This is a genomic window from Agrobacterium sp. lyk4-40-TYG-31, assembly GCF_030209855.1.
GTDB classification, from domain to species: Bacteria; Pseudomonadota; Alphaproteobacteria; order Rhizobiales; family Rhizobiaceae; genus Agrobacterium; species Agrobacterium vaccinii.
The window spans coordinates 466,097-488,557 of the sequence record NZ_JARVRE010000005.1 but is presented as its reverse complement, the minus strand read 5'-3'; the positions used below and the strand labels follow the sequence as shown (position 1 = coordinate 488,557).

Annotated in this window: 21 protein-coding genes; 9 read left to right on the top strand and 12 right to left on the bottom strand. The window is 59.3% G+C overall.

Annotation, left to right across the window (positions count from 1 at the left end; genetic code table 11):
- Positions 1–37: 37 nt before the first annotated feature.
- The 4 genes from QRN55_RS12775 to QRN55_RS12760 all read left to right on the top strand — a co-directional run bounded on the left by QRN55_RS12775 (position 38) and on the right by QRN55_RS12760 (position 3,758).
- A complete protein-coding gene (locus tag QRN55_RS12775) occupies positions 38–265 on the top strand; it encodes a F0F1 ATP synthase subunit C (protein ID WP_027673924.1) in 228 nt (75 codons plus the stop codon).
- Between the two features lie 78 nt (positions 266–343).
- Positions 344–982, top strand: a complete 639-nt coding sequence (locus QRN55_RS12770; protein WP_111840963.1) for a F0F1 ATP synthase subunit B — start codon at positions 344–346, stop codon at positions 980–982.
- Position 983: 1 nt separating this feature from the next.
- Positions 984–1,469: a F0F1 ATP synthase subunit B gene (locus QRN55_RS12765; RefSeq protein WP_111840964.1), complete on the top strand. Its 486-nt coding sequence runs from the start codon at positions 984–986 to the stop codon at positions 1,467–1,469.
- Between the two features lie 456 nt (positions 1,470–1,925).
- Positions 1,926–3,758, top strand: coding sequence for a HAMP domain-containing methyl-accepting chemotaxis protein (locus tag QRN55_RS12760; protein ID WP_284776965.1), 1,833 nt, complete (start codon positions 1,926–1,928; stop codon positions 3,756–3,758).
- A 15-nt stretch (positions 3,759–3,773) separates the two neighbouring features.
- Here the strand turns inward: QRN55_RS12760 and rnhB are convergent, their stop codons facing one another.
- The gene (gene rnhB / locus QRN55_RS12755) at positions 3,774–4,427 is read right to left on the bottom strand and encodes a ribonuclease HII (RefSeq protein WP_284776964.1); all 654 of its coding nucleotides are present in this window, start codon (positions 4,425–4,427) and stop codon (positions 3,774–3,776) included.
- Between the two features lie 251 nt (positions 4,428–4,678).
- On the bottom strand, positions 4,679–5,836 hold the full coding sequence (locus tag QRN55_RS12750) for a PA0069 family radical SAM protein (RefSeq protein WP_284776963.1): 1,158 nt from the start codon (positions 5,834–5,836) through the stop codon (positions 4,679–4,681).
- A gap of 202 nt (positions 5,837–6,038) precedes the next feature.
- Here QRN55_RS12750 and QRN55_RS12745 point away from each other — a divergent pair, with 202 nt between their 5' ends.
- Positions 6,039–6,557, top strand: a complete 519-nt coding sequence (locus tag QRN55_RS12745) for a glycosyltransferase family protein (protein WP_284776962.1) — start codon at positions 6,039–6,041, stop codon at positions 6,555–6,557.
- Here the strand turns inward: QRN55_RS12745 and moaB are convergent, their stop codons facing one another.
- The 4 genes from moaB to QRN55_RS12725 form a co-directional block, all read right to left on the bottom strand.
- Positions 6,558–7,103: a molybdenum cofactor biosynthesis protein B gene (gene moaB / locus QRN55_RS12740; RefSeq protein WP_284776961.1), complete on the bottom strand. Its 546-nt coding sequence runs from the start codon at positions 7,101–7,103 to the stop codon at positions 6,558–6,560. It abuts the gene before it with no gap.
- The gene (locus QRN55_RS12735) at positions 7,100–7,990 is read right to left on the bottom strand and encodes a 4-(cytidine 5'-diphospho)-2-C-methyl-D-erythritol kinase (RefSeq protein ID WP_284776960.1); all 891 of its coding nucleotides are present in this window, start codon (positions 7,988–7,990) and stop codon (positions 7,100–7,102) included. Before QRN55_RS12735 ends, moaB begins: the two co-directional genes overlap by 4 nt.
- Positions 7,991–7,996: 6 nt before the next feature.
- Positions 7,997–9,835: a tetratricopeptide repeat protein gene (locus tag QRN55_RS12730; protein WP_284776959.1), complete on the bottom strand. Its 1,839-nt coding sequence runs from the start codon at positions 9,833–9,835 to the stop codon at positions 7,997–7,999.
- A gap of 258 nt (positions 9,836–10,093) precedes the next feature.
- Positions 10,094–11,110, bottom strand: a complete 1,017-nt coding sequence (locus QRN55_RS12725) for a polyprenyl synthetase family protein (RefSeq protein ID WP_045232878.1) — start codon at positions 11,108–11,110, stop codon at positions 10,094–10,096.
- Positions 11,111–11,226: 116 nt separating this feature from the next.
- On the opposite strand from QRN55_RS12725, the gene QRN55_RS12720 reads away from it, so the two are divergent.
- Together QRN55_RS12720 and QRN55_RS12715 are read left to right on the top strand one after the other, a co-directional pair.
- The gene (locus tag QRN55_RS12720; protein ID WP_065699697.1) at positions 11,227–11,457 is read left to right on the top strand and encodes a putative signal transducing protein; all 231 of its coding nucleotides are present in this window, start codon (positions 11,227–11,229) and stop codon (positions 11,455–11,457) included.
- 6 nt (positions 11,458–11,463) lie between these two features.
- On the top strand, positions 11,464–12,276 hold the full coding sequence (locus tag QRN55_RS12715) for a tRNA1(Val) (adenine(37)-N6)-methyltransferase (protein ID WP_284776958.1): 813 nt from the start codon (positions 11,464–11,466) through the stop codon (positions 12,274–12,276).
- A 206-nt stretch (positions 12,277–12,482) separates the two neighbouring features.
- Here the strand turns inward: QRN55_RS12715 and QRN55_RS12710 are convergent, their stop codons facing one another.
- A complete protein-coding gene (locus tag QRN55_RS12710) occupies positions 12,483–12,782 on the bottom strand; it encodes a GIY-YIG nuclease family protein (protein ID WP_284776957.1) in 300 nt (99 codons plus the stop codon).
- 825 nt (positions 12,783–13,607) lie between these two features.
- Between QRN55_RS12710 and QRN55_RS12705 the strand changes: the two genes are divergently transcribed.
- Both QRN55_RS12705 and QRN55_RS12700 read left to right on the top strand, forming a co-directional pair.
- A complete protein-coding gene (locus QRN55_RS12705) occupies positions 13,608–14,465 on the top strand; it encodes a S49 family peptidase (protein WP_284776956.1) in 858 nt (285 codons plus the stop codon).
- 14 nt (positions 14,466–14,479) lie between these two features.
- Positions 14,480–14,674, top strand: a complete 195-nt coding sequence (locus QRN55_RS12700) for a hypothetical protein (protein ID WP_077103523.1) — start codon at positions 14,480–14,482, stop codon at positions 14,672–14,674.
- A 19-nt stretch (positions 14,675–14,693) separates the two neighbouring features.
- On the opposite strand, the gene QRN55_RS12695 is transcribed toward QRN55_RS12700, so the two are convergent.
- From QRN55_RS12695 to QRN55_RS12675, 5 genes are read right to left on the bottom strand one after another with little or no spacing between them, the layout of a single operon-like run.
- Positions 14,694–16,610, bottom strand: coding sequence for a DUF2207 domain-containing protein (locus QRN55_RS12695; protein ID WP_284776955.1), 1,917 nt, complete (start codon positions 16,608–16,610; stop codon positions 14,694–14,696).
- A gap of 19 nt (positions 16,611–16,629) precedes the next feature.
- The gene (gene aroA, locus QRN55_RS12690; protein ID WP_284776954.1) at positions 16,630–17,892 is read right to left on the bottom strand and encodes a 3-phosphoshikimate 1-carboxyvinyltransferase; all 1,263 of its coding nucleotides are present in this window, start codon (positions 17,890–17,892) and stop codon (positions 16,630–16,632) included.
- 42 nt (positions 17,893–17,934) lie between these two features.
- Complete coding sequence (locus QRN55_RS12685) at positions 17,935–18,486, bottom strand: LemA family protein (protein ID WP_284776953.1); 552 nt, start codon at positions 18,484–18,486, stop codon at positions 17,935–17,937.
- 35 nt (positions 18,487–18,521) lie between these two features.
- Positions 18,522–19,682, bottom strand: coding sequence for an alpha/beta hydrolase family protein (locus QRN55_RS12680; protein WP_284776952.1), 1,161 nt, complete (start codon positions 19,680–19,682; stop codon positions 18,522–18,524).
- A 54-nt stretch (positions 19,683–19,736) separates the two neighbouring features.
- Positions 19,737–20,693, bottom strand: coding sequence for a glycine--tRNA ligase subunit alpha (locus QRN55_RS12675; protein ID WP_111840739.1), 957 nt, complete (start codon positions 20,691–20,693; stop codon positions 19,737–19,739).
- Positions 20,694–22,461: the final 1,768 nt, after the last annotated feature.

Here is a 22,461-nt window from a genome sequence, read left to right as displayed (position 1 = left end):
CAAAAATAGCCGCAACAACCATTCTAAGGAGCTTAACATGGAAGCGGAAGCAGCAAAGTACATCGGCGCAGGTCTCGCATGCCTCGGCATGGCTGGTACGTCCCTCGCTCTCGGCCGTATCTTCGGCGATTTCTTGTCGGGCGCACTGCGCAACCCGTCTGCCGCTGACAGCCAGTTCGGCCGTCTGGTATTCGGCTTCGCCGTTACGGAAGCTCTGGGCATCTTCTCGCTGCTCGTAGCTCTCCTTCTCCTGTTCGCTGTCTAATAACAGCATCAGGTTTGGATCACGGCTCGCAGCAGCGTGCCGTGATCCTTCGCATTTGCACTACCCCTGGAGGTGAGCATGTTCGTGACCGAGGCTTTGGCCCAGTCAGCACCGGCGACAAGTGAAACGAATACCGGAACTCCGGCTGTCGGTCAGACCGCCCCGGAAGCAACGCATACGGAAACGGGAGTGGCACATGATGCCGGTCACGCATCTGCTGTGTTCCCACCGTTCGATCAGTCCACTTACGCATCCCAGCTTCTCTGGCTGGCAATTTCGTTCGGCCTTTTCTACGTGCTCATGAAGAAGGTCATCGTGCCACGCGTCGGCGGAATTCTCGAAGACCGCCATGGCCGTATCGCACAGGATCTGGATGAAGCATCCCGGCTCAAGGCCGAAGCAGATGCCGCCATCGAAACCTATGAAAAAGAATTGGCTGCTGCGCGCGCCAAGGCTGGCTCCATCGCCGCCGCTGCGCGTGACGCTGCAAAGACAAAGGCCGATGCAGATCGCGCCGCCATCGAAGCCGAGTTGGCCCAGAAGCTGACCGCTGCCGAAGCGCGCATCGACAGCATCAAGCAGCAGGCATTTGCCGATGTCGGCACGATTGCTGAGGAAACCGCGACCGCAATCGTTGATCAACTGATCGGCGCCAAGGTCACCGAAACCGATGCCAAGGCAGCTGTATCAGCCGCATCAGCAGTAAAGGGGGCTTGATATGGCGTTCGATGCAACATTTTTCGCCCTCGTCGGTCTCATCCTTTTCTTCGTCCTGATCGCCTACCTGAAGGTTCCTGGCATGCTGGCAAGCTCGCTCGATGAGCGTGCGGGCAACATCAAGGAAGAGCTGGCGGAAGCCAAGCGCCTGCGTGAAGAGGCTCAGCACCTGCTGGCCGAATATCAGCGCAAGCGCAAGGAAGCCGAAGCAGACGCTGCCAACATCATTGCTGCGGCTGAACGTGAAGCAGCAGCGCTGACAGCGGAAGCCAAGGTCAAGACGGAAGAATTCGTCGCGCGCCGCAACGCACTGTCCGAACAGAAGATCAAGCAGGCAGAAACCGACGCCATCGGCGCCGTTCGTGCCGCCGCCGTCGATTTGGCTATTGCAGCGTCCGAAAAGCTGATCGCTCAAAAGACGACAGCCGCTTCGAGTGCCAAGCTGTTCAACGCCGCTGTCAGCGACGTGAAGACACGCCTCAACTAAGATTTCGCATCATTGTCGTCTGGCGACAGACGACGTCGAAAATTTTGAACCCCGCCAATCGATTGGCGGGGTTTTTCTTTTGTCTAGGCACTATCAGCGGCAGTCCAGACGACCCCTCTATAGGACAGTCAGTCAATAGTCGGAATAAAATCCACCTGAGGGAAGCACGGGCGGTCGGGAGTGGACGCACATGTCCATTACACTTGCTTATATCTGCAAGAATTCGAATTTTATAAAGTTTCTCTCGCGCGCCACACTCGATCATTCAAAATTTAATCAAATTTCAATCATGACAACACATTGTATTGTTATATCAGCTGCGTAATTGCGCTTCTGCTCAACAGTATAATCTAAGTTTCGATGTTCTAGCCTTTCTCGATCCGGGTGATCTGCTTTGGCAGAGAGACCGTGTGGATCGATGCAGCAGGTCAGGCACATCCCGACGGGGGACGTAATATGAAAATATCCATTGGTGTCGTACTTGCAGCCCTCTCTGGCATCATGCTGCTGGTGGCAGGTGTGCAGGGAACGTTTTCGATTTCGTCGCTCCAGCAGATCAGGGGCGGGATCGACACGATCGTCGGCGACCGCGTTCCGGCCTTCATATTGATTGGCGAGATCAGCACCGAAGTCGGCAACATCAGAAATATCCAGAGCTCGATCGTGAGTTCAGCAGCCGACAAGTGGCCGCAGTTCGAAGCGCAGATGGGGACATCACGGGCCGCACTCGAAGGTGATTTCGTCAAATATCAGGACTATCTGGTCGATGAGCTGGACAAAAAGCTCTTTCTGGATTTCGTGGCGAAATGGAAGATTGCCGAAAATGGCTGGAACGACGTCACAGCCCTGTTGAAAAGCGGGAACCTGGACGAGGCGCGGGCGCGGTTTGTTGGGCCCTCATTGGCTGACTACACCGCCGCAAACGCAATGCTCAAGGACACCGTCAGCGATATGGAGGCCGATGTCCGCCAGGAGGGCGAAAACACCACCGCGATCGCCGAAGATGCCGCCACGCTCAACTACATCTCTCTGGCCGTGGCGCTCGCCATCGGCGCAGGTGCCGCACTCTTCGGCAATATGCATCTGGCCCGACCATTGGTCCGCATGACGGATGTGATGCGCCGCCTGTCCGATGGCGACACCGAGATCACCGTGCCTGCGCGTGGACGCAAGGACGAGATCGGCGCCATGGCGGAAGCCGTTGATGTCTTCCGCCTCGCGGCAATCGAGAACAAGCGTCTTGAGCTTCAGGCCGAAACGAACCGCCAGCAGGCCGAACAGGATCGTATAGCAACGCAGCAGAAGGCCGAAGCCGATGCGCAGGCGCGGTTGCAGATCGCCACGGCTGGCCTCGCGGATGGCTTGCGACGGCTTGCATCCGGTGATCTCGCCTTCCAGCTCAACGACGCCTTCGCACCGGATTTTGAGACGTTGCGGCAGGACTTCAACCGTTCGCTCAAGCAGCTGGGCGGCACGATGGCAGAGATTTCTCATTCCATCGACACTATGAACAATGGGACCCGCGAAATTGCTGGTGCTTCCGTCGAGCTTTCCAAGCGCACCGAGCAGCAGGCCGCAACGCTGGAGGAAACGGCAGCAGCACTCGATGAAATCACGGTGAATGTGGCCAACTCCACCAAGCGTGTTCAGGAAGCGCGCGGAGCTGCAACGGAAGCCAACCGCGCGGCCAAGGTTTCCGGTGAGGTTGTTGCGACTGCGGTGGACGCCATGCACCGTATCGAGCAATCCTCCGGCCAGATCTCCAACATCATCGTCGTCATCGATGAGATCGCCTTCCAGACCAATCTGCTGGCGCTGAACGCCGGTGTCGAAGCTGCCCGTGCGGGTGAGGCAGGCAAGGGCTTTGCGGTTGTTGCGCAGGAGGTGCGCGAACTGGCTCAGCGCTCCGCCAAGGCCGCCAAGGAGATCAAGGAACTGATCGGAAAATCGTCGGTCGAAGTGGAAAACGGTGTCAATCTGGTGCGCCAGACTGGCGATGCCCTGAAGACCATCGAGCAGCACGTGACCGTCATGAACCAGCATATGACCGCGATCGCCTCGTCGTCACAGGAACAGTCGACAGGGCTTGTTGAAGTCAACAATGCCGTCAACCAGATGGACCAGACGACCCAGCAGAACGCAGCCATGGTCGAGGAGACCACGTCGGCCACATCGGCACTCGCCAGCGAAAGCGATAAGCTGCGGACATTGCTGCAACAGTTCCAGCTGACCGGCTCGAATTCCTACGGGCAGCGGCGCGATGGATACGAGATGAGGCTTGCTGGCTAAAGCCGAGGCTCCCGCTTACTCGACGCGCATGGGACGAAAGCTCATGCGGTGCAGAGGGCAGGGGCCATTTGCCTCGATGGCACGCAGATGCGTCGGCGTGCCATAGCCTGCATGGGCTTCGAAACCATAGACGATATGGATCGACCCGGCTCTTTCCATCATTCTATCACGCGTGACTTTTGCGATGATGGAGGCGGCGGCAATCGAAACGGATCGAGCGTCGCCTTTGATCACGGCCTTACCGGCACACCCGATACCCGGCGGAATATCACGGCCATCGGCCAGAACCAGCGCGGGTGTCGTTTCCAGGCCGAGCACGGCCCTGCGCATCGCATCCAGACTGGCGCGCAGAATGTTCATCCGGTCGATGAGAACCGGGCCTGATGACGCGATCGAGACCTGCGACGTTTCCAAAATGCGCTCGAACAGAAACTCCCGACGTGCTTTCGAAAGCTTCTTCGAATCGTTGAGACCTTCTGGAATATTGTCCGGGTCGAGAATGACGGCTGCGGCAACCACAGGCCCGGCCAAGGGGCCGCGCCCGGCCTCATCCGTTCCGGCAACCGGCCATTCGCCACGCCGCTTCGCCTCAAGTTCCAGACTGAAATCGGGACCTGTTTCGGTGAAGTCGAAGAGCGCAGGAGAATCGGGTGCTGTGTTTCGTTTCATTTGGCGAAACTCGCACAGGCAACCGATCTCCTGCAAGCCCCCGGACGCAGGGTGTTTGCGCCAGCCCACGGGGCGGAGGGCTGGTGCATGAGGTCTCATGACCTCCAAAGCTCTTCCAATCGGGGCGGAAAGAGCAGACCCATGCGAGGCGGCAGATGCCGGGGGCGCAACCCATAGCGCAGGGCATAGACGCTAGGGGTATTTCTGAGCGTCCGGCTGGCCCACAGGGCAGCAGCCGGACGTCTGTGATATCAAAGCAGCGAGAGTTGCACGCCTGCACCTCCCGGTGCGACGAACAGGTCATCCCGAAGGTGGAGGCCACGGCGCACGAGCCCCAGCCTCTTGGTCGTCATCTCGAAGCGACGGCCGATTTGCCAGGCATAGGGACCAGCGCCCTTCATGCGCTTGCCAAATTCGGCGTCATAGTCCTTGCCATCGCGCATGGAGCGCACCAGTGACATGACGTGCTGATAGCGGTGCGGATAATTGCGCAGCAGCCACTCCCGAAACAGCGGACTGACCTCCAGCGGAAGCCGCAGCAGCACGTATGATGCTTCCGTTGCACCGGCTGCCTTTCCGGCCTCCAGCACCCGCTCGATCTCGTGGTCGTTGAGTGCTGGGATAACCGGCGCCATCATCACGGCGACGGGAATACCAGCCTCCGTCAGCGTCTTGATGGCTTCCAGCCGCTTGGTGGGCGTCGCAGCGCGTGGCTCCATGCTGCGGGCCAGCTTGCGATCCAGCGTCGTCACGGAAATACCGACCTTCACCAGGCCCTTGGCCGCCATCGGGGCGAGAATGTCGATGTCGCGGGTAATCAGACCCGACTTGGTAACGATGGCAACCGGATGCTCGGCTTTTGCCAGCACTTCGAGGATTTGCCGCATGATGCGCCATTCCCGCTCGATCGGCTGGTAGGGATCGGTATTGGTGCCGATGGCGATGACGCGCGCCTTGTATCCCGGCTTGCCCAGCTCCCGTTCCAGAAGCTTTGCGGCATCCGGCTTGGCAAACAGCTTGGCCTCGAAATCCAGCCCCGCAGACAGGCCCATATAGCTGTGGCTGGGCCTTGCGAAACAATAGATGCAGCCATGCTCGCATCCGCGATAGGGATTGACGGATCGGTCGAAGGGAATATCAGGCGAATCGTTGCGGCTGATGATCGTGCGCGGCTTTTCCACCTGCACTTCGGTACGAAACTCCGGCAGTTCCTCGATGATCTGCCAGCCATCATCGACAGGCTCGTGCTGTAAGGTCTCGAAGCGGCCACCCGGATTGATGCCCGCACCACGCCCGCGACGACGGTCGATCTCGATCCGCAGACCCGATGCATCGGCCAGCGCATTGGCAATATCTGGCGTATGGCCTGGCTGGAATGCAGCCTGCCCCGAAAGCACATGTTGTCTCATCTGGATGCTCCTGACCGGCACGAACCGGCTTGTTGGATGCCCCGATTCCTATCGCAGAAATGAGAACAAGACAAGAACAAAATGTTAAAAACGCGCGATGGTAATTTGTTTTGCATTGCGATAGGAATTTGATCGATGAAATCTTGTGGCTTCGCGCGCTTTCTGTTTTATCGCTTCTAGGGGATCACACGCTGATAGACATATGCTGACAGTCATCATGGAATGCCGGGATCAGGAGCCGGAGCTTGCTCACACCCTCGCCACGCTCGTCTCGGGCGCCGTGGAAGGGCTGATCAGTGACGTCATCGTGCTGGATCATGCCTCCAGCGACGGCTCGGAACGTGTGGCCGAAGCCGCCGGATGCCGGTTTCATACGCAATGGGACATCAGGGATATCATCGGCTCGGCGCGCGGCGAGTGGATTTTGATGATGGAGCCGGGCAGCCGCCCGCAAAGCGGCTGGATCGCTGACATCAGCGAATATATGGCGCTGAGCAAACTGCCCGCACGCTTTGCGCCATCGCGCCACTATCGCCCGTCGTTTCTGTCACGATTCATCGGCCGTAAACCGCCGCTGGAATATGGCCTGTTGCTGCGCAAGCAGGAAGCTTTGTCGATTGCCAAATCCGGCATGCCGCTCGACCATTTCCCGAAATCGCAGAAGACCCGCCGCTTGAGCGCCGAGCTTATTCCTTCATGGGTGCTGCGCGCAGCGCGATAGTCAGCCTTGCGCCTTGCCGCGCTTCAGATGCTCGTCCAGACGCGGCATGATTTCCACGAAATTGCAGGGCAGGTGGCGGTAGTCCAGCTGCGCCTTCAGAATGCCGTCCCACGCATCCTTGCAGGCGCCGGGAGAACCGGGCAGCACGAAGATGAAAGTGGAATTGGCAAGTCCAGCGGTCGCGCGCGACTGGATCGTCGATGTGCCGATCTTGTCATAGGAAATGCGGTGAAACACGGACGAAAAGCCATCCATGCGTTTCTCGAACATCGGCTCCAGCGCCTCGGGTGTCACGTCGCGACCGGTAAAACCGGTGCCGCCTGTGGTGATGACCACATCGATCTCATCGGACAGCGTCCAGCTGCGCACTTGTTCCTCGATAGCCGCCTTGTCATCCGCCACGATGGCACGGTCTACCAGCCGGTGACCCGCCTCCGCGATGCGCGCAACCAGCGTATCGCCGGATTTGTCGTCAGCCGGTGTGCGGGTGTCGGAGACGGTCAACACCGCGATGCCGACGGGAATAAAGGCTCTTTCGCCATTCATGAGGCAGGTTCCGATACGGTTCTCGTGGCCTGAACATACCAGCCGGGCCGCTGTTGGCGAAGAAAAACTGCGGCAGATTGTGCGTCTTCTGCCGTGGCATAAAGTCCGAAACAGGTGGCGCCGGAGCCGGACATGCGCACCAGCGCCGCTCCGGTCTGCGCCAGCAGAGTGGAGGCTTCGCCAATCTCGGCAAGACGGGTCCGCGCCGGTGGTTCCAGATCGTTGCGGCTTTGCGCGATGAAACTCAGCCAATCCTCGTCGCCGCGCTGAATGAGCGGTGGATTGTTCTTGTTGGCCAGATGCTTGAACACCTCAGGCGTCGAAACACCTTTCAAGGGATTGACGAGAACGAGGTGCAGGGTCGGCATATCCTCGACGATCTCGATGTCTTCGCCAATGCCGCGCGCAATCAGCGGCTTGCTGGCAAGGCACATCGGCACATCTGCGCCCAGCTGGAGGCTGATCTCCACGAGGGCGGAATGGTCCGGCGCAACACCCCAATGGGTCATCAAAGCGCGCAGGGTCGCGGCTGCATCGGCAGAACCGCCACCGATACCGGAGGCGACGGGCAGATTTTTATGCAGGTGGATGAAGACGGGCGTGGCGCTGACGCCTGCCGCCGCTCTCAACAGATCCCGCGCCTTCAGCACGAGATTGCTGGCCGGATTAGCCTCTTTCAGCACATCGGCGAAGGGGCCGGAAATCGCGAAGCCATCGCTTTCGGCATCGCTGATCTCGACCAGGTCACCCGCTTGCGTAAATACCACAAGCGATTCAAGCAGATGATACCCGTCAGCCCGCTGGCCCGTCACATGCAGGGCAAGATTGATCTTGGCGGGAGCGGTCTCACTTATCACGACCGCTCCGATAGGCTCGCGCAAGAGCATATGGCCTTAAGACTTCTTGTCCGGGGCAGGGGAGGGCGCAACCGGTTGTGGCGGTGCCTGTTCCTTCTTGGCGGTGTTTTCCGCATCCTTTTCCAGAGGCGGCAGGCCGTTGGCGATCTTTTCCTTGACCTTGGCTTTGTCGACATCATCGCTATCGCCAATCAGGGCGCGGTTCCACTGGTAGACCGCTTCGATCTTGCGACCGACGCGCCAATAGGCATCGCCCAGATGGTCGTTGATCGTCGGGTCACCGGCGCGCAGTTCGATGGCGCGTTCCAGCTCGGTCACCGACTCATCGAAAGCACCGAGACGGAAATGGGCCCAGCCGAGCGAATCGACGATGTAGCCGTCATTCGGGCGAAGCTCCACCGCGCGGCGGATCATATCCATCGCCTGATCGAGATTGAGGTTCTTGTCCACCCAGGAATATCCCAGATAATTCAGAACCTGCGGCTGTTCCGGGTTCAACTCAAGTGCGCGCTTGAAATCCGGCTCCGCCTTGTCCCACTGCTTCAGGCGCTCATAGGCAATGGCGCGCTGGAAGAATATGGTCCAGTCGGTTTTCTTCGGCACGGCGCCGATGACCTCGACAGCCTTGTCGTAATTGGCCGCCATCGCCGCATAGTCCTTGGCATCCGACAGGACAGAGCCATAGGCGAGATAGGAGCGCAGATCGGTCGGGTCGGATTCCAGCAGCGAGCGCAGGTGCTGGCGCGCCTCATCCACCTTGTCCGTCTGCGCCAGCGTCAGGCCCAGCTGCAACTCCGAAATGCGGTGCATGGGCGAATCGTCAGGCACTTCGCGATAGAACGCAATGGCGCGTTCCGGTTGCTTCTGCGCTTCCGCGAGGCCACCCAGCAAAATCAGTGTATCTGCGCTTTGCGGATCGAGCGCGCGGGATGTTTGAAGGTAGAGCGTAACGATCTCTTCGGCACCTTCGCGGTTCAACGCACCGGCGATGGAGAACATTACCGAAGCGGCACCCTCGATGGCGGTCTGAACCTGCTGATCTGGCTTTTCACCCTTTTCGATGCTCTGGCGCAGCGCCTTCAGCGGCGCATAGTTCGGCGCGAAGTTGTCGCCGACGGAAATCGTGTCCAGCGCCTTCTGCTTGTTGCCAGCCTTGGCCTCCAGCCGCGCCAGCGCCATCACCGCGCGCATGTAGGTATCGGTTGCGGTCGCACCGCCTTCACGGTCGGCCACGGCGTCGTTCAGGTTCTTGCGGGCCGCTTCCGTGTTGCCGGTCACCAGCGCAATCGCGCCAGCATGATATTTCTGGAAAATGGAAATCCAGCCCGGACCCTTCATGCCGTTGACCAGCGCCAGGGCTTCCTTGCCCTTGCCGGCACCAGCGCGGGACCAGGCCGTCAGCAGCGTATTGACCATGCGGTCCAGATCGTTGGGGCCGGTATATTTCAGAATTTTTTCCGCGCTGGAAAATTCCTTGTGCTTGATGGCAGCCAGTGCCCGCACGATGGTGGTGACGCGCTCCACAGACGAATCGTCCTTGAGGCTATCGGCAATCTTGGCCCCGGCCTCGAAATCACCGCTCAGCAGCTGCGCAATCATCAGGCGCTGGCGGATTTCCACGTTGGCGGTATCGAATTCCAGCGCCTTTTTGTAGAGCGTGATGGCTGTCGCGAAATCCTGATCGACATCTGCCGTGCGTGCAGCAAGAAACGCGCCGGAGAAAGTGTTGACCTTATCGGGATTAAAAGTGACGGCATCAGGTGCTTTTTCTGCCGGTTTCGTCTCGGCAAATGCGGCCTGCTGGCCAGCGCCGAGGGAAAGGGCGGCAATGAAAGCCGCACCGCAGAGAAGACGAAATGCTGATTTGCGCCGCATGAAGAAACCTTTGCTCTTGTGCATAAGCACCGAAAAATCCGTTGCACCCTACAGTTCGGTGCACCTTGCGGCACCTGGACGCTGTATGGCTTTGGCGGGAATCGAATGTCTGAATCGAGGCCGATTCAGACGATGACGCACCACGTCACGACAGAATGGCTTTTTTGAAGCAGCCCCGCAAGAAAATCTGCCACTGATATTCGAACTGCCGGAAATTTCGGCATCGCGCATATGATCAATCCGCGATGCTCTCCGTTATCAGTTCACACGCTCGATGCAGAAATCGATGACTTCCATCAGGGCGTTCTTCCACGGGCTTTTCGGCAGAGGCGCCAGCGCGTCGCGGGCAATGGTGCCATAGTGGTTGGCGCGGGTGATGGTGTCGGCCAGACCATTGTATTTCTTGATAAGGCCCAGCGCCGTTTCCAGATTTGCATCCGTGCTTTCGCCCTGCTCGATGGCGCGTTTCCAGAATTCGCGCTCCTCCACCGTGCCACGACGATAGGATAGAATGACCGGCAGCGTGATCTTGCCCTCGCGGAAATCGTCACCGGTGTTCTTGCCCAGATCAGCAGATTTGCCGCCGTAATCCAGCACATCGTCCACCAGCTGGAAGGCAAGGCCGAGGTTCATGCCGTAGGATTTCAGCGCGCTGCGAGTGGCCTTGTCGGTCTTGGCAACGATCGGGCCAACCTCGGCGGCAGCAGCAAAGAGAGCAGCGGTCTTGGCGCGAATGACCTGGAGATAATCGTCCTCGGTGGTTTCCATGTTCTTGGCAACGGAAAGCTGAAGAACCTCGCCCTCGGCAATCACGGAAGCCGCGGTGGACAGCACATCCAGCGCATCCAGCGAACCGACATCCACCATCATGCGGAAGGCCTGGCCCAGCAGGAAGTCGCCGACGAGCACGCTGGCCTGGTTGCCCCAGATGGTGCGTGCCGTGGACTTGCCGCGGCGCAGATCGCTTTCATCCACCACGTCGTCATGCAACAGCGTGGCCGTGTGCATGAACTCCACACTGGTCGCCAGCTTGATGTGATGGTCGCCCTTGTAATCAAACATGGCAGCGGATGCGAGGGTCAGCATCGGGCGCAGGCGCTTTCCACCGGAGGAGATCAGGTGGTTCGCCACTTCGGGTATCATCTGGACATCGGAACCGGCTTTGGAAAGAATAAGCTGGTTAACCCTTTCCATGTCTGGACGGGTCAGGTCGACAAGCGGCGTGACGGATGCGAGTTTGTTTTTGCTTTCTTCAAGCGGTATGACGACGCCCAACGGACCGGACTCCTGTTCGATATTGGGGCCGACAATAGAAAGCGCCGGTGCAAGCGGCAAGGGGCGAATTGCCTCATGCAGTTCAAAAAGATGGGATTTAGGGTGGAAACTGACCTATGCGTGAACTGATCCGTACAAACGACGCCGTTCTTCTGTCCTTCGCACAGAGCCTCATGAAGGACGCAGGCATTCACAGCCTCATCGCCGATCAGGGCATGAGCATTCTCGAAGGTTCGCTCGGGCTGCTGCCCAGACGGTTTCTGGTGGAAGAGGACCGGGGCGATGAAGCACGCCGCATTCTGACGGATGCCGGACTGGCTGACGAGCTGCGCGAAGACAAGGCCTGAAACGCCATGGCGGCAACCGTTTCCGAAACAGTCGATGCGTTTCATCGCGGTCGCTTCGAGATCGTGCAACCCAAGGGCAGGGGCCACAGGGCAGGCATGGATGCCATGCTGCTGGCCTCTCTGGTGGTTGATGATGCCCAATGTCGCGTTGCCGATCTGGGCGCCGGGGCCGGTGCCGCAGGCATGGCGGTGGCATCGCGTCTGGAAAAAGCTGACGTCACGCTGTTCGAGTTTTCGCCGGAGATGGTGGATTTTGCGCAGCGCAGTCTGCAACTTCCCGCCAACAAGGCCTTTGCGCCCCGCGTCCGCGTCCAACAGGCGGATGTCACCCTGCGCGCCGACGCCCGCAGGAACGCGGGGCTGCTCGACAACCATTTCCACCACGTCATCATGAACCCGCCCTATAACGACGCAGGCGACCGCAGAACTCCGGACGCGCTCAAAGCCACCGCCCACGCCATGACCGACGATCTCTTTGAACACTGGCTCAGAACCGCCGCCGCCATCCTGATCCCCGGCGGCCAACTCTCCCTCATCGCCCGCCCCCAATCCATCTCCGACATCATAACCGCCTGCGGCCGCCGCTTCGGCAGCCTCGAAATCACCCTCGTCCACCCGCGAGTCGGCGAAGACGCGGTGCGCATGCTGGTGACCGCGATAAAGGGGTCCCGCGCAAGGCTCACATTTCGCGCGCCGCTGACGATGCATGAGGATGGAAGTCACGCGTTTTTGTCGGTGGTGGATGATTTGAGCAATGGGCGGGTGGGGTATGGAAGGAATGATGCAAATACGCCGGGCAAGAGGCAGCAACCCTCATAACTAGCATCGCAGTTGTGGACCAACAGCCAGGGCGCGACGGTAGCAGCCCTCATCCTGAGGTGCGGAGGCAAAGCCGTAGCCTCGAAGGACGAGGGTTGCGGGCGGTCGGAACCCAGCAATCTTCATGCCGTAACGTCTCTCCACCCTCATGGTGAGGTGCGTAGCCCGTAGGGCGGAGCCTCGAACCATCGGGGGCGGCCACTGGTTCAAGCCTTAGCCAAGGCAGGTCCCCTGCGCGAAAGCTCCGGCAGCGTCTCATAGGCCATCGCAATCAACGCTTCCTTCTTGCGCCGCGACCAGCCCTTGATCTGGCGCTCTCGCTCAATGGCGTCGATAATGCGGTCGTAGGTCTCAGTAAACACCAGCTCCACCGGGCGTCGTTTGGAGGTATATCCATCATAGATACCAGCGTTGTGTTCACAAAGGCGGGCTTCGACAGACTGCTTCGTCAGTCCGGTATAATACGATCCATCGCAGCAACGAACGATATAAACGGTTACTTCCATGGCGGGAATTCTGCCAAGTCATTACAGTCAATTCAATACTGAAAACTGCCAGTATTCCGGCCTTTGGAGCAAAACAACCCGCAGCCCCCGCCCTTCGAGGCCCCTACGGGGCACCTCAGGGTGAGGGCTGCTACCGCTGCGGAACCAAGTCGCGATTTCATCACTAACAGAAAGCTATGCACGAGACGTGATATAGCGCCGAGCCACGGGCTCCGACGGTAGTAACCCTCATCCTGAGGCGCGGAGGCGAAGCCGGAGCCTCGAAGGACGAGGGTTGCGGGCAAGTGGTATAAGGGCGGAGAGACGTCGCGGCATCCCTCGGCTTCCGCCCGCAGCCCCGCCCTTCGAGGCCCCTGCGGGGCACCTCAGGGTGAGGGCTGCTACCGCTACGGAACCAAGTCGCGATTTGACCACCAACAGAAAGCTATGCACGAGACGTGATATAGAGCGAAGCCAAGGGCTCGACGCAGCAACCCTCATCCTGAGGCGCGGAGGCGAAGCCGAAGCCTCGAAGGACGAGGGTTGCGGGCAGTGGTATGAAGGGTGGAGAGACGCTGCGGCATCTTATTCAGCGTTGTTGTGACGCTAGCAGTCAGGCGACGCGAGCCACGAGCTCGACGGAGCAACCCTCATCCATCATCCTGAGCTTGTCGAAGGAGAGGTGCGGAGGCGAAGCCGGAGCCTCGAAGGACGAGGGTTGCGGGCAAATCGCATGATGTCGTTCAAGCACCCACCCACCCCTCACCAAATTATCACCACCCCCGCCATTGTCTTTGCCCCCGCCATACCCACATCGGTTCCAATAGGAATGACGATGAGGATAAAATGGCCAGAATTTTGAAGCGACTGGTGCCCAAGCGGTTTCGTAAGACGGAGCTGATCATTCCCGTGGTGCGCATGCATGGCGCGATCATGGCAGGCGGCAGTCAGTTTCGTCCGGCGCTCAATCTGGCCTCCTACGCCCCACTGCTGGACAAGGCGTTCGGCATGAAGGAAGCACCCGTCGTTGCCATTACGCTTAATTCCCCTGGCGGCTCGCCCGTCCAGTCGCGGATGATCTACAACCGCATCCGCCAACTGGCCGAGGAGAAGAACAAGAAGGTGCTGATCTTCGTGGAGGATGTGGCGGCATCCGGCGGTTACATGATTGCGCTGGCGGGGGATGAGATCATTGCCGACCCCACCTCCATCGTCGGCTCCATTGGTGTCGTCTCGGGCGGCTTCGGCTTTCCTGAAATGCTGAAGAAGATCGGCGTTGAACGACGTGTCTATACGGCAGGCCAGAACAAGGCGATCCTCGATCCCTTCCAGCCCGAAAAGGAAGGCGATATCGAATATCTGAAATCGCTCCAGCTGGAAATCCACAATGTTTTCATCGACATGGTCAAGCTGCGCCGTGGTGCGAAACTGAAGGACGATCCGGCGATTTTCTCCGGCCTGTTCTGGACCGGCATGCGCGGCCTCGATCTCGGCCTTATCGATGGCCTGGGCGACATGCGCGACGTCCTTCGTCGTCGCTACGGCGACAAGGTCAAGCTGCAACTGGTCAGCGGCGCGCGCAATTTCTTCGGCAAGAAACTGCCGGGCGTCGATCTCCACGCCCAATCCATCGCCGCATCCGCCGCCTCGGGGCTTGCGGAAGTGGCGGAAGAAAAGGCATTGTGGGCCCGTTACGGTTTTTGATGGACAAACGATAGATGGCCCAATTGATAACGCTCGCCCTACTCATGTTCGGGGCGATCATTCTTTACAAACGTTTCGTCGGCGATGCGAAAAAACTGTCCGAGAAGACCAAACGGCAGGAAAAAGAGCGTGAGACCGGCGCCACCGGCACGCTGATCAAAGATCCCACCACGGGCGAATACCGCGTTAAAAAGGAAGACGAGGTCTAACCCTCGTCGCAGAGGCCGCCTACCAGCCGCCGCCTCCACCCCCACCACCTCCAGACCCCGACGACCCGCCGCCACCGGAAAAGCTCGATGAAGACGAGCTGACTGGTGCCGGTATCGTTGAGGCGATTGTCGATGCCATGGACGAGGAGAAGCCGCCGATGCGGGTTCCGAAATTGCTGTAGTTACCGCTGTACCATCCCGGCGAATATTCTCCAGCCTTCGCATCTGCCAACCACGTCTCGAACGCCTCGCTCCAGGGCTTTTCCACGCCCAGCGCCACAGCGTAAGGCAGCAGCGTCTCGAAATGCTGCGGCGACATTTGCGGCGCGCCCTGCATGTTCATCCGGTCTTTCTCAGCCACCGTTAGGTAAAGCCGAAGGCCCTCGATGCCGTCCATCAGCTTGCGCCCCAGCGGCGTCGGTGCGCCCATCAGCATCAGGAACACGATGTTGGTGGCGATGATACCGGCGACGGACATGATGGCTGGTAAATGCAGCGCTTCTAGTGCGTCCACCGAGAAGACACTGATCGCACCGCCAATACCGGAGATCAGCATAGACCCCACCAGCGCCAGAACGACGATCATCCCGATGCGCTTGAGTAAGGAGCCACCTCGCGTCAACGATTTCCCGAAGACAAGTGCAAAACCCGTGCCGATGAAGGACAGGATGCCGATGACGAACATCGCAACAAGAGCTTCCGGTTCGAAATTGCCGAACACCACAACGGCGAAGACGATGAAGAAGGACATGCCAACGCCTAAGGCGATGAAGCCAGCATTGGCATGGTAATATTTGCCACTATGTTCCGTTTCGATGGATTTGCGAAAAGCATTGCCGAGCGATACGACCCGCGAGCCGTTTTTCTTGTTGATCTCGAATGTCATGCCCGGTTCATCGACCGTACTAATGATCTTTGCTTCACCCGCCTGTAACTTACCGTCGATTGGCTTGTCGGTGCGGCGAATGATGAGCGAATTCTTCAAATCCTCCAGCACAACATAGCCTTTGACCGCAAGGTTGAGCGATGCTGCGGAAAACGCTGTCCAGCCATTCTCGGAAAATCCGTGATTATCGACGTAGTTGACGAGCGCAGGCGACAATCCCTCCGGCGCATCCCAACGCGGCACGATGATGCCCTTGGCGGGGTCGCGGCCAACAGCCGACCATGCCCGGTAATAATAAAACAGGATGATTATGAAGCCGGAAACACCCAGCACCGAGCCCAAATGGTCCTGCAACCACCAGCTCCGCGCCTGCGCAGCCGTCGGCGCGTCGATCACACCCTTCGGCAACTTCACCGCAATCGTCATGCCTTCGCCCTGATAGAAGGGGCGGGTGGAGGCAAAGAACACCTCGTTGCCCTCGGTCATGATGCGGGCATCCTTACCCTTCGAACCGAGAGGTCCGGTGAAAACGGCGGTGTCGGTCGGCGTCACGTTTTCAGGCAGGGAGACGGTGGCCGAGATGTCGCGCATCGGAAACTGCCAGCCATTGCCGGTCACGTTCCAGCTCAACTCGTCATAGGTGTCGAAATAGCGGATTTGCCGGTCGGTGGTGTAGGTGATCTGGAAAACATGATCACCGGTGGGCAGAAACCGGTCGGCGTTGCCGGTGTAAATGCGAATGCCGCCATCGATGCTTTCGGTGCGCCAGTCTTCTGAAGCGCCATCTCGCTCCACCGACAGAACCTTGAAGCCGACCTTGGTGCGGCTGCCGTTCTTGTCCAGCGCATAGAGCGGAAAATCGCGGAAAATACCGCGCTTGATCCGGTTGCCCTCGGCCCGCGCCGTAATCGTCTCCGTCACCGTCAGCTCACCGGTTTTGGCAACATCCACCACCGAATGATAAGAGCTGATAAACTCCTCAGCCGCCGCGGGCAGGGCCGCAAGCATGAAGACGAAAAGTGCAAGACATCTCGCAGCAATGGTCTTCACGGGCGGTCCTTTCTGAGCGTCAGTCCTGTCCGGTTTCGCTGTAATCCACACCCAGCGAAGCCAGCGCCTTCCAGTAGCCGGGATAGGTCTTGCCCACGCAAGCCGGGTTCTGAATGGCGATGCCGCCGGTCTTCAAACCCGCCAGCGCAAAGCTCATGGCAATGCGGTGATCGTGGAACGTATCGATGGAGGCAGACACCGTTTGTCCGGCCAGCTCAGGATCGGCATGCACGATCAGATCGTCGCCATCCTCTTCCCCCAAACCTTCGCGGATGCCGTTGAGACCAAGCGACAGCGCCCGGATGCGGTCGCATTCCTTCACCCGCAGATTGGCAATGCCCACGAAGCGCACCGGCGTCGTGTTGTAAGCCGCCAGAACCGCAATCGTCGGAATGGCATCCTGCATCTGGCTGCCATCGATTTCCGCAGGCAGGTTGGGAAACTGCGACATCACGGCATAGGCCTTGGCATCCGGCTGCGTAAACGCATCCGCAGGCGTACCGATATCGATCTTGCCACCCGTCAGCAGTTCCGCACCCCAGAGATAGGTGGCAGCGGAGGCATCCGGCTCGATGTGAAAATCGGTGGCCTTATAGCCGGTTGGGTGCACGCGCCAGATGGCATTGCTCACCCGCTCAACCGTCGCGCCGAAGGCTTCCATGGCAGACACGGTCAGGTCGATATAACCCTTGGCGCCAATGTCCTCACCCGCCAGAATGATATCCAGCGGCTTTGCCCCACAGGGTGCGGCCATCAACAGCGCGGACACATATTGACTAGAAAGATTGGCGTCGATGGTGACGCTATCCCTCACAAAACCCTGTCCGTTGCCCTTCACCGTCACCGGCGGGCAACCCGTTGCCGCTTCCGCTTCGATGCCCAGCCCGTTCAGCGCGTCCACCAACGGCAGAATAGGCCGCTTGCGCATATGCTCGTCACCATCGACAACCACGGTGCCATCCACGGAGGCCACCGCCGCGGTCAAAAACCGTGTCGCCGTTCCCGCATTGCCGAGGAAAAGCGGCTGGGTCGGTGCCATCAATACGCCGCTGCTCTCCACCACGAAACTTGTCGCATCCGGCTCGGTCACATCAACGCCCATGGCGCGCAGTGCTTCGGCCATATAGAGCGTATCATCGCTTTTCAGCGCGCCGGTCAGCACACTGCGCCCTTTGGCGAGACCCGCCAGCAGCAACACGCGGTTGGTGATGGATTTGGAACCGGGCGGCTCTACCTTGCCGGACAGCGGATGGTTGGGCGGGGTAATGGTCAGTTCGATCATGGCTTTATCGTTTCTCAACCAGCCGGGGGCCGGTTCTTTGGCTCAGAATTTTACGGTAGGAACGGCGCGGTCCGCCTCGTTGGTGATCTCGAAAAACGGTGCTTTGGCAAAGCCGAAATTGCGTGCCACGAGATTGGAAGGAAAGCTCTCCACCTTCACATTCAGATCGCGTGCCGAACCATTATAATATCGGCGTGACATCTGGATTTCACCTTCGATGGTCTCAAGCGATTTCTGCAATTCCAGAAAACCCTGATTGGCCTTGAGATCGGGATAGGCTTCCGCCAGCGCAAACAGCTTGCCCAGCGCCTGGCTCAGCAACCCTTCCGCCTGCGCACGCCCCTCGACATCGCCAGCGGGCACGGCCTGAGCGCGGTTGCGCATGGCCACCACCTCCTCAAAGGTGCTTTTCTCGTGCGCCGCATAGCCTTTCACGGTCTCGATCAGGTTGGGAATGAGGTCAGCGCGGCGCTTCAACTGCACATCGATGCCCGACCACGCCTCTTCCTTCATCTGCCGCGCCGTGACGAGGCTGTTATAGATGAAGACGACATAGACGGCGATGGCGACGATCGCGGCAAGAGCTAGGTACATTCCGATATCCTCCCTGTAACCGCAAGCGGGTGACCCTATTCCGGTCCTTCGCTTTTGTCATGCGAAACGGTTTGCGGCAATAGGTCGAAATTCGCCATCAGCAGCTTGCAGCTTTTATGCTCCTGATCCTCGCAGGTTTTCAGCGCGTCGCGCCTGGCGCGATCGCTGATTGCGCGACCCTCATTATAGTGCAAGCGCCCGGTTCCATCAGTGGCGATGGCCAGCGCCCGCTCGGCGGTGCCGCCTTCAAGATACGCATGGAGATCTTTTTGCTGATCTGGCCTCAGTGTTGCCCGCAACGTTGCGGTGTCTGTCTTGCTCCACGTTGGCAGATTGTTGCGGCGTAAAAAATCGTCGACGAGAGGATGGAGGCTGGCACGCCCCTGGGCAGAAAAGAACAATTGATGTCCGTTGATATCGCTCGGCGGAAAAATGGCCACCTGGACATTGCCGCCGCTTTTTTCCCAGCCCTGTCGAAACGCCTGCACCAGATCGGGCGAAAACCACGGATCGTTTTCCTCATAGGCCCAAAGCTGCGGCATGTGAGCCGTGCGTGCATATCCGCTGACTGTCTCGATAAGTGCGTCACGATAGCGCTCGCAATTGTCATAAGCATGAAAAGGTCGCGGTTGCGCGCCCTTGTCGAGGTGATAGACGCCACCCGACACGGAGATGACAGCAGACAGATGCACGTTAGATCGTGCAGACAGTGCGGTCACGGCGCTGCCGCCGCGCGATTGACCGACCGCAACGACACGCGACATATCTGCATCTGGACGCAAGGCAATGGCCTTGAGAGCGCCTTCGAGGTCGTCGGCATCGCGCTGCAAGACCAGAGCTGGCGTCGGAACTTCGCAGGTGCCGCCACTCTGGTTGACTGTCCCGTCAGATTTTCCATAACCCTGTCTCAACACCGCGACTGCGAGATATCCCCGCGCGGCGAAATCCAGCGCCCAATTGCCGAGTTCATCACTGGCATCCAGCTTTTCCGGCGTATTGCTGGTTCCGTGAGTAATCAGCACGACCGGCAAGCGCCCGCTTATCGCAGGTTTGGCAATAAACGCTTCCAGCCCGACCGGTAGGCCGTTGATCTGTGTCTCGATCCGCGTCGAGTCATATGTCAGCGGCGCCGCGCCAGCGCCGATAGCGTAAGAGAGAATGATAAGGCTTGCGAAACAGAGTAACCTAAAAACCATCGCAAAAAGCTTTCGCTCAATGGGTCGGATATCAATGCCTCGGCCTGAATGCGGTCAGGCCGCGTCCTTATTCCAGTTCGCACCACCGGCATCCGTCATCAAAAACGCCTCGCCGCAGGCCTTGGACAGCGTGCGAACCCGCAGGATGTAGCTCTGCCGCTCGGTAACGGAAATCACGCCGCGCGCATCCAGCAGGTTGAAAACGTGGGATGCCTTGATGCACTGGTCATAGGCAGGAAACACGCATTTGTGCAGCATCTGGTTGGCGTTGTCGCCGGGCGCACCAGCATCCAGCAGCGCCTTGCACTCTTTCTCGGCGTCGATGAAATGGCGGTGCAGCATGGCGGTGTCGGCATATTCGAAGTTATGGCGCGAATATTCCTGCTCTGCCTGCAGGAAGACATCGCCGTAGGAAATCTTTTCCTCGCCTTCGCGGCCGTTGAAGTTCAGGTCGTAGACATTGTCCACGCCCTGCACATACATGGCCAGTCGCTCCAGACCATAGGTCAACTCACCGGCGACAGGCGAGCATTCGATGCCGCAGACCTGCTGGAAATAGGTAAACTGCGACACTTCCATGCCGTCGCACCAGCACTCCCAACCCAGACCCCAGGCCCCCAGCGTCGGGCTTTCCCAGTCGTCTTCCACAAAGCGGACGTCATGCAGCAGCGGATCAAGCCCGATGGCCTTCAGCGAGCCGAGATATAGCTCCTGCAAATTGGAAGGGTTGGGTTTGAGAATGACCTGATACTGGTAATAATGCTGCAACCGGTTGGGGTTCTCACCATAACGCCCGTCGGATGGACGACGCGACGGCTGCACATAAGCAGCCTTCCACGGCTTCGGCCCCAGCGCCCGCAGCGTCGTTGCCGGGTGAAACGTGCCCGCACCCACTTCCATGTCATAAGGCTGCAACACCGCACAGCCCTTGTCGGCCCAGTAATTGTGCAGCGTCAGGATCAGCGCCTGAAAGGAACGCTTCGGGTTCATATGGTCTGGAACGTCGGTCATTACAGTCATCACGGCCATCGATTGTTGTCGGTAAGTGCTTGACGCACCTTGGATGCGGACAGGTGCCACGGCGAAGGGTTGCGGGTCAAGAACTTCTGTGTGGGGGAGGGTGCCTGCGGCGGATGCTTCGAGGGCGCTTCGCGCCACCTCAGCATGAGGGCGGTGGGCGTGGCAGCCGGACTCCCTCGCATAAGTTGAGAGTGTCGCACAACGGTAGCATCCATCATCCTGAGCTTGTCGAAGGAGAGGTGCGGAGGCGAAGCCGCAGCCTCGAAGGACGAGGGTTGCAGGCTTGGGGCAGAGTGCGTGGCGGATGCTTCGAGGCTTTGTCCTTCGGCCAAAGCACCTCAGCATGAGGGCAGTGGGTGCGGCTACCCACCCTGCTAGAAACGAAGGAGGAATGGTGAAACGGAGTTGGATGAGTGCATGTCGTAGGATGCCGTATGCCGGTTGCAACGGCAGCATCCCTCATCCTGAGGTGCGGAGGCGAAGCCGCAGCCTCGAAGGGCGAGGGTTGCGGGCTTGGGGCAGAGTATGCCGCTCCCCCCCTCTGCCTACCGGCATCTCCCCCACAGGTGGGGAGATCGGACAGCCGAACGCTAACCAATCTATCCGCAGCCTTCGAGATGGCCGGGAGCTAACCACGAGTCGATCTCCCTCCTTGTGGGGGAGATGCCCGGCAGGGCAGAGGGGGGGTGAGCGGCACCCGGCTTGGCTTCCATCGAGCCGCCACCCCACACCCTCGAACCTCTCAACTAAAAATACTTCCCAACCAAATCAATCCCTTACCCAAAAACCCGCAAAAAACCCCAAAATTCCTCCCGCAACTTTCTCAATGACGCGCGAATCACCCGCACAATTGCTCCGTTCCGCCCTCGGATACACCGCAAGGCGTTGCGGCGAGGCGGGACCGGCGCTGGTGGGAGAGAGGCTACGCATCCTCTTTGCTATCGGGGTCGAGCAGCAATCCCCCCGGCGGCACGGGAGGAGGGCGACACCGGTTTCGGACCGGCCGGTGTCATCCTCCCGATGCCCGACCTGGCCGCATCACGGGTGCCAAGACTGACCGTCTTGGTGACCCGCGATGCATCCGCCAGGAGCTTGGTCGCCGGGTGTACCGACAGCTCATCGTCCTCTGGTCGAACGCGACTACGGAGATTGAAGCGAAAGTCAGGCGGTACACAGGAACACGCTGCATCTGCCCCGCGCTGTTGGCAAACAGCGCGGACGGATCGCAAGGGGCACACCTGGCCGGGGCTGGCGGGTGAGGAACTTGCGAAAAACGGATCGATCCTTCCGCCCCTTGATTATCGGCGCGGAGGCAAATCGAAGGCAGGTGCAGCCGAACTGGTAGGGCGATGATCTGGCAACAGGCCATCGCCACCCGGATGGGAAGGGTCGGACCTTGAACACGTCCGACCGGTTCTCCGGCAAGGTTCCCCCTTCGCCGTCCGGGCTCTGCCAGCCGTGGCAAGTGGATTGCTGTTTGGCCAAAAGAGCCGAACGGGGCGCTGAAAGGTGCCATTCTTAAACTACCCAACGAGGCAGCTTGCAGCGCCCCGTCCGACATATCCGTGGCCGCGAATGGTTATGGGACCAGAGAATGAAGCAAACCACGGGCAGGCGCTGCCGCGTGAACGGCGAAGCTTGCGTAAGCGGTGGCTGGGGTTTTTGATGGTGATGGGATTGGGAGGTTTTGGTCGCTGGATGCTGGGTGCTGGGTGCAAGGTACTGGACTGCGGGCCGCAACAGAGCAACCCTCATCCTG

Bases quoted from the DNA above. Each gene is read 5' to 3' on its own strand.
- QRN55_RS12775 (WP_027673924.1), top strand. From the start codon at position 38: ATGGAAGCGGAAGCAGCAAAGTACATCGGCGCAGGTCTCGCATGCCTC.
- QRN55_RS12770 (WP_111840963.1), top strand. From the start codon at position 344: ATGTTCGTGACCGAGGCTTTGGCCCAGTCAGCACCGGCGACAAGTGAA.
- QRN55_RS12765 (WP_111840964.1), top strand. From the start codon at position 984: ATGGCGTTCGATGCAACATTTTTCGCCCTCGTCGGTCTCATCCTTTTC.
- QRN55_RS12760 (WP_284776965.1), top strand. From the start codon at position 1,926: ATGAAAATATCCATTGGTGTCGTACTTGCAGCCCTCTCTGGCATCATG.
- rnhB (WP_284776964.1), bottom strand. From the start codon at position 4,427: ATGAAACGAAACACAGCACCCGATTCTCCTGCGCTCTTCGACTTCACC.
- QRN55_RS12750 (WP_284776963.1), bottom strand. From the start codon at position 5,836: ATGAGACAACATGTGCTTTCGGGGCAGGCTGCATTCCAGCCAGGCCAT.
- QRN55_RS12745 (WP_284776962.1), top strand. From the start codon at position 6,039: ATGCTGACAGTCATCATGGAATGCCGGGATCAGGAGCCGGAGCTTGCT.
- moaB (WP_284776961.1), bottom strand. From the start codon at position 7,103: ATGAATGGCGAAAGAGCCTTTATTCCCGTCGGCATCGCGGTGTTGACC.
- QRN55_RS12735 (WP_284776960.1), bottom strand. From the start codon at position 7,990: ATGCTCTTGCGCGAGCCTATCGGAGCGGTCGTGATAAGTGAGACCGCT.
- QRN55_RS12730 (WP_284776959.1), bottom strand. From the start codon at position 9,835: ATGCGGCGCAAATCAGCATTTCGTCTTCTCTGCGGTGCGGCTTTCATT.
- QRN55_RS12720 (WP_065699697.1), top strand. From the start codon at position 11,227: ATGCGTGAACTGATCCGTACAAACGACGCCGTTCTTCTGTCCTTCGCA.
- QRN55_RS12715 (WP_284776958.1), top strand. From the start codon at position 11,464: ATGGCGGCAACCGTTTCCGAAACAGTCGATGCGTTTCATCGCGGTCGC.
- QRN55_RS12710 (WP_284776957.1), bottom strand. From the start codon at position 12,782: ATGGAAGTAACCGTTTATATCGTTCGTTGCTGCGATGGATCGTATTAT.
- QRN55_RS12705 (WP_284776956.1), top strand. From the start codon at position 13,608: ATGGCCAGAATTTTGAAGCGACTGGTGCCCAAGCGGTTTCGTAAGACG.
- QRN55_RS12700 (WP_077103523.1), top strand. From the start codon at position 14,480: ATGGCCCAATTGATAACGCTCGCCCTACTCATGTTCGGGGCGATCATT.
- aroA (WP_284776954.1), bottom strand. From the start codon at position 17,892: ATGATCGAACTGACCATTACCCCGCCCAACCATCCGCTGTCCGGCAAG.
- QRN55_RS12685 (WP_284776953.1), bottom strand. From the start codon at position 18,486: ATGTACCTAGCTCTTGCCGCGATCGTCGCCATCGCCGTCTATGTCGTC.
- QRN55_RS12680 (WP_284776952.1), bottom strand. From the start codon at position 19,682: ATGGTTTTTAGGTTACTCTGTTTCGCAAGCCTTATCATTCTCTCTTAC.
- QRN55_RS12675 (WP_111840739.1), bottom strand. From the start codon at position 20,693: ATGACCGACGTTCCAGACCATATGAACCCGAAGCGTTCCTTTCAGGCG.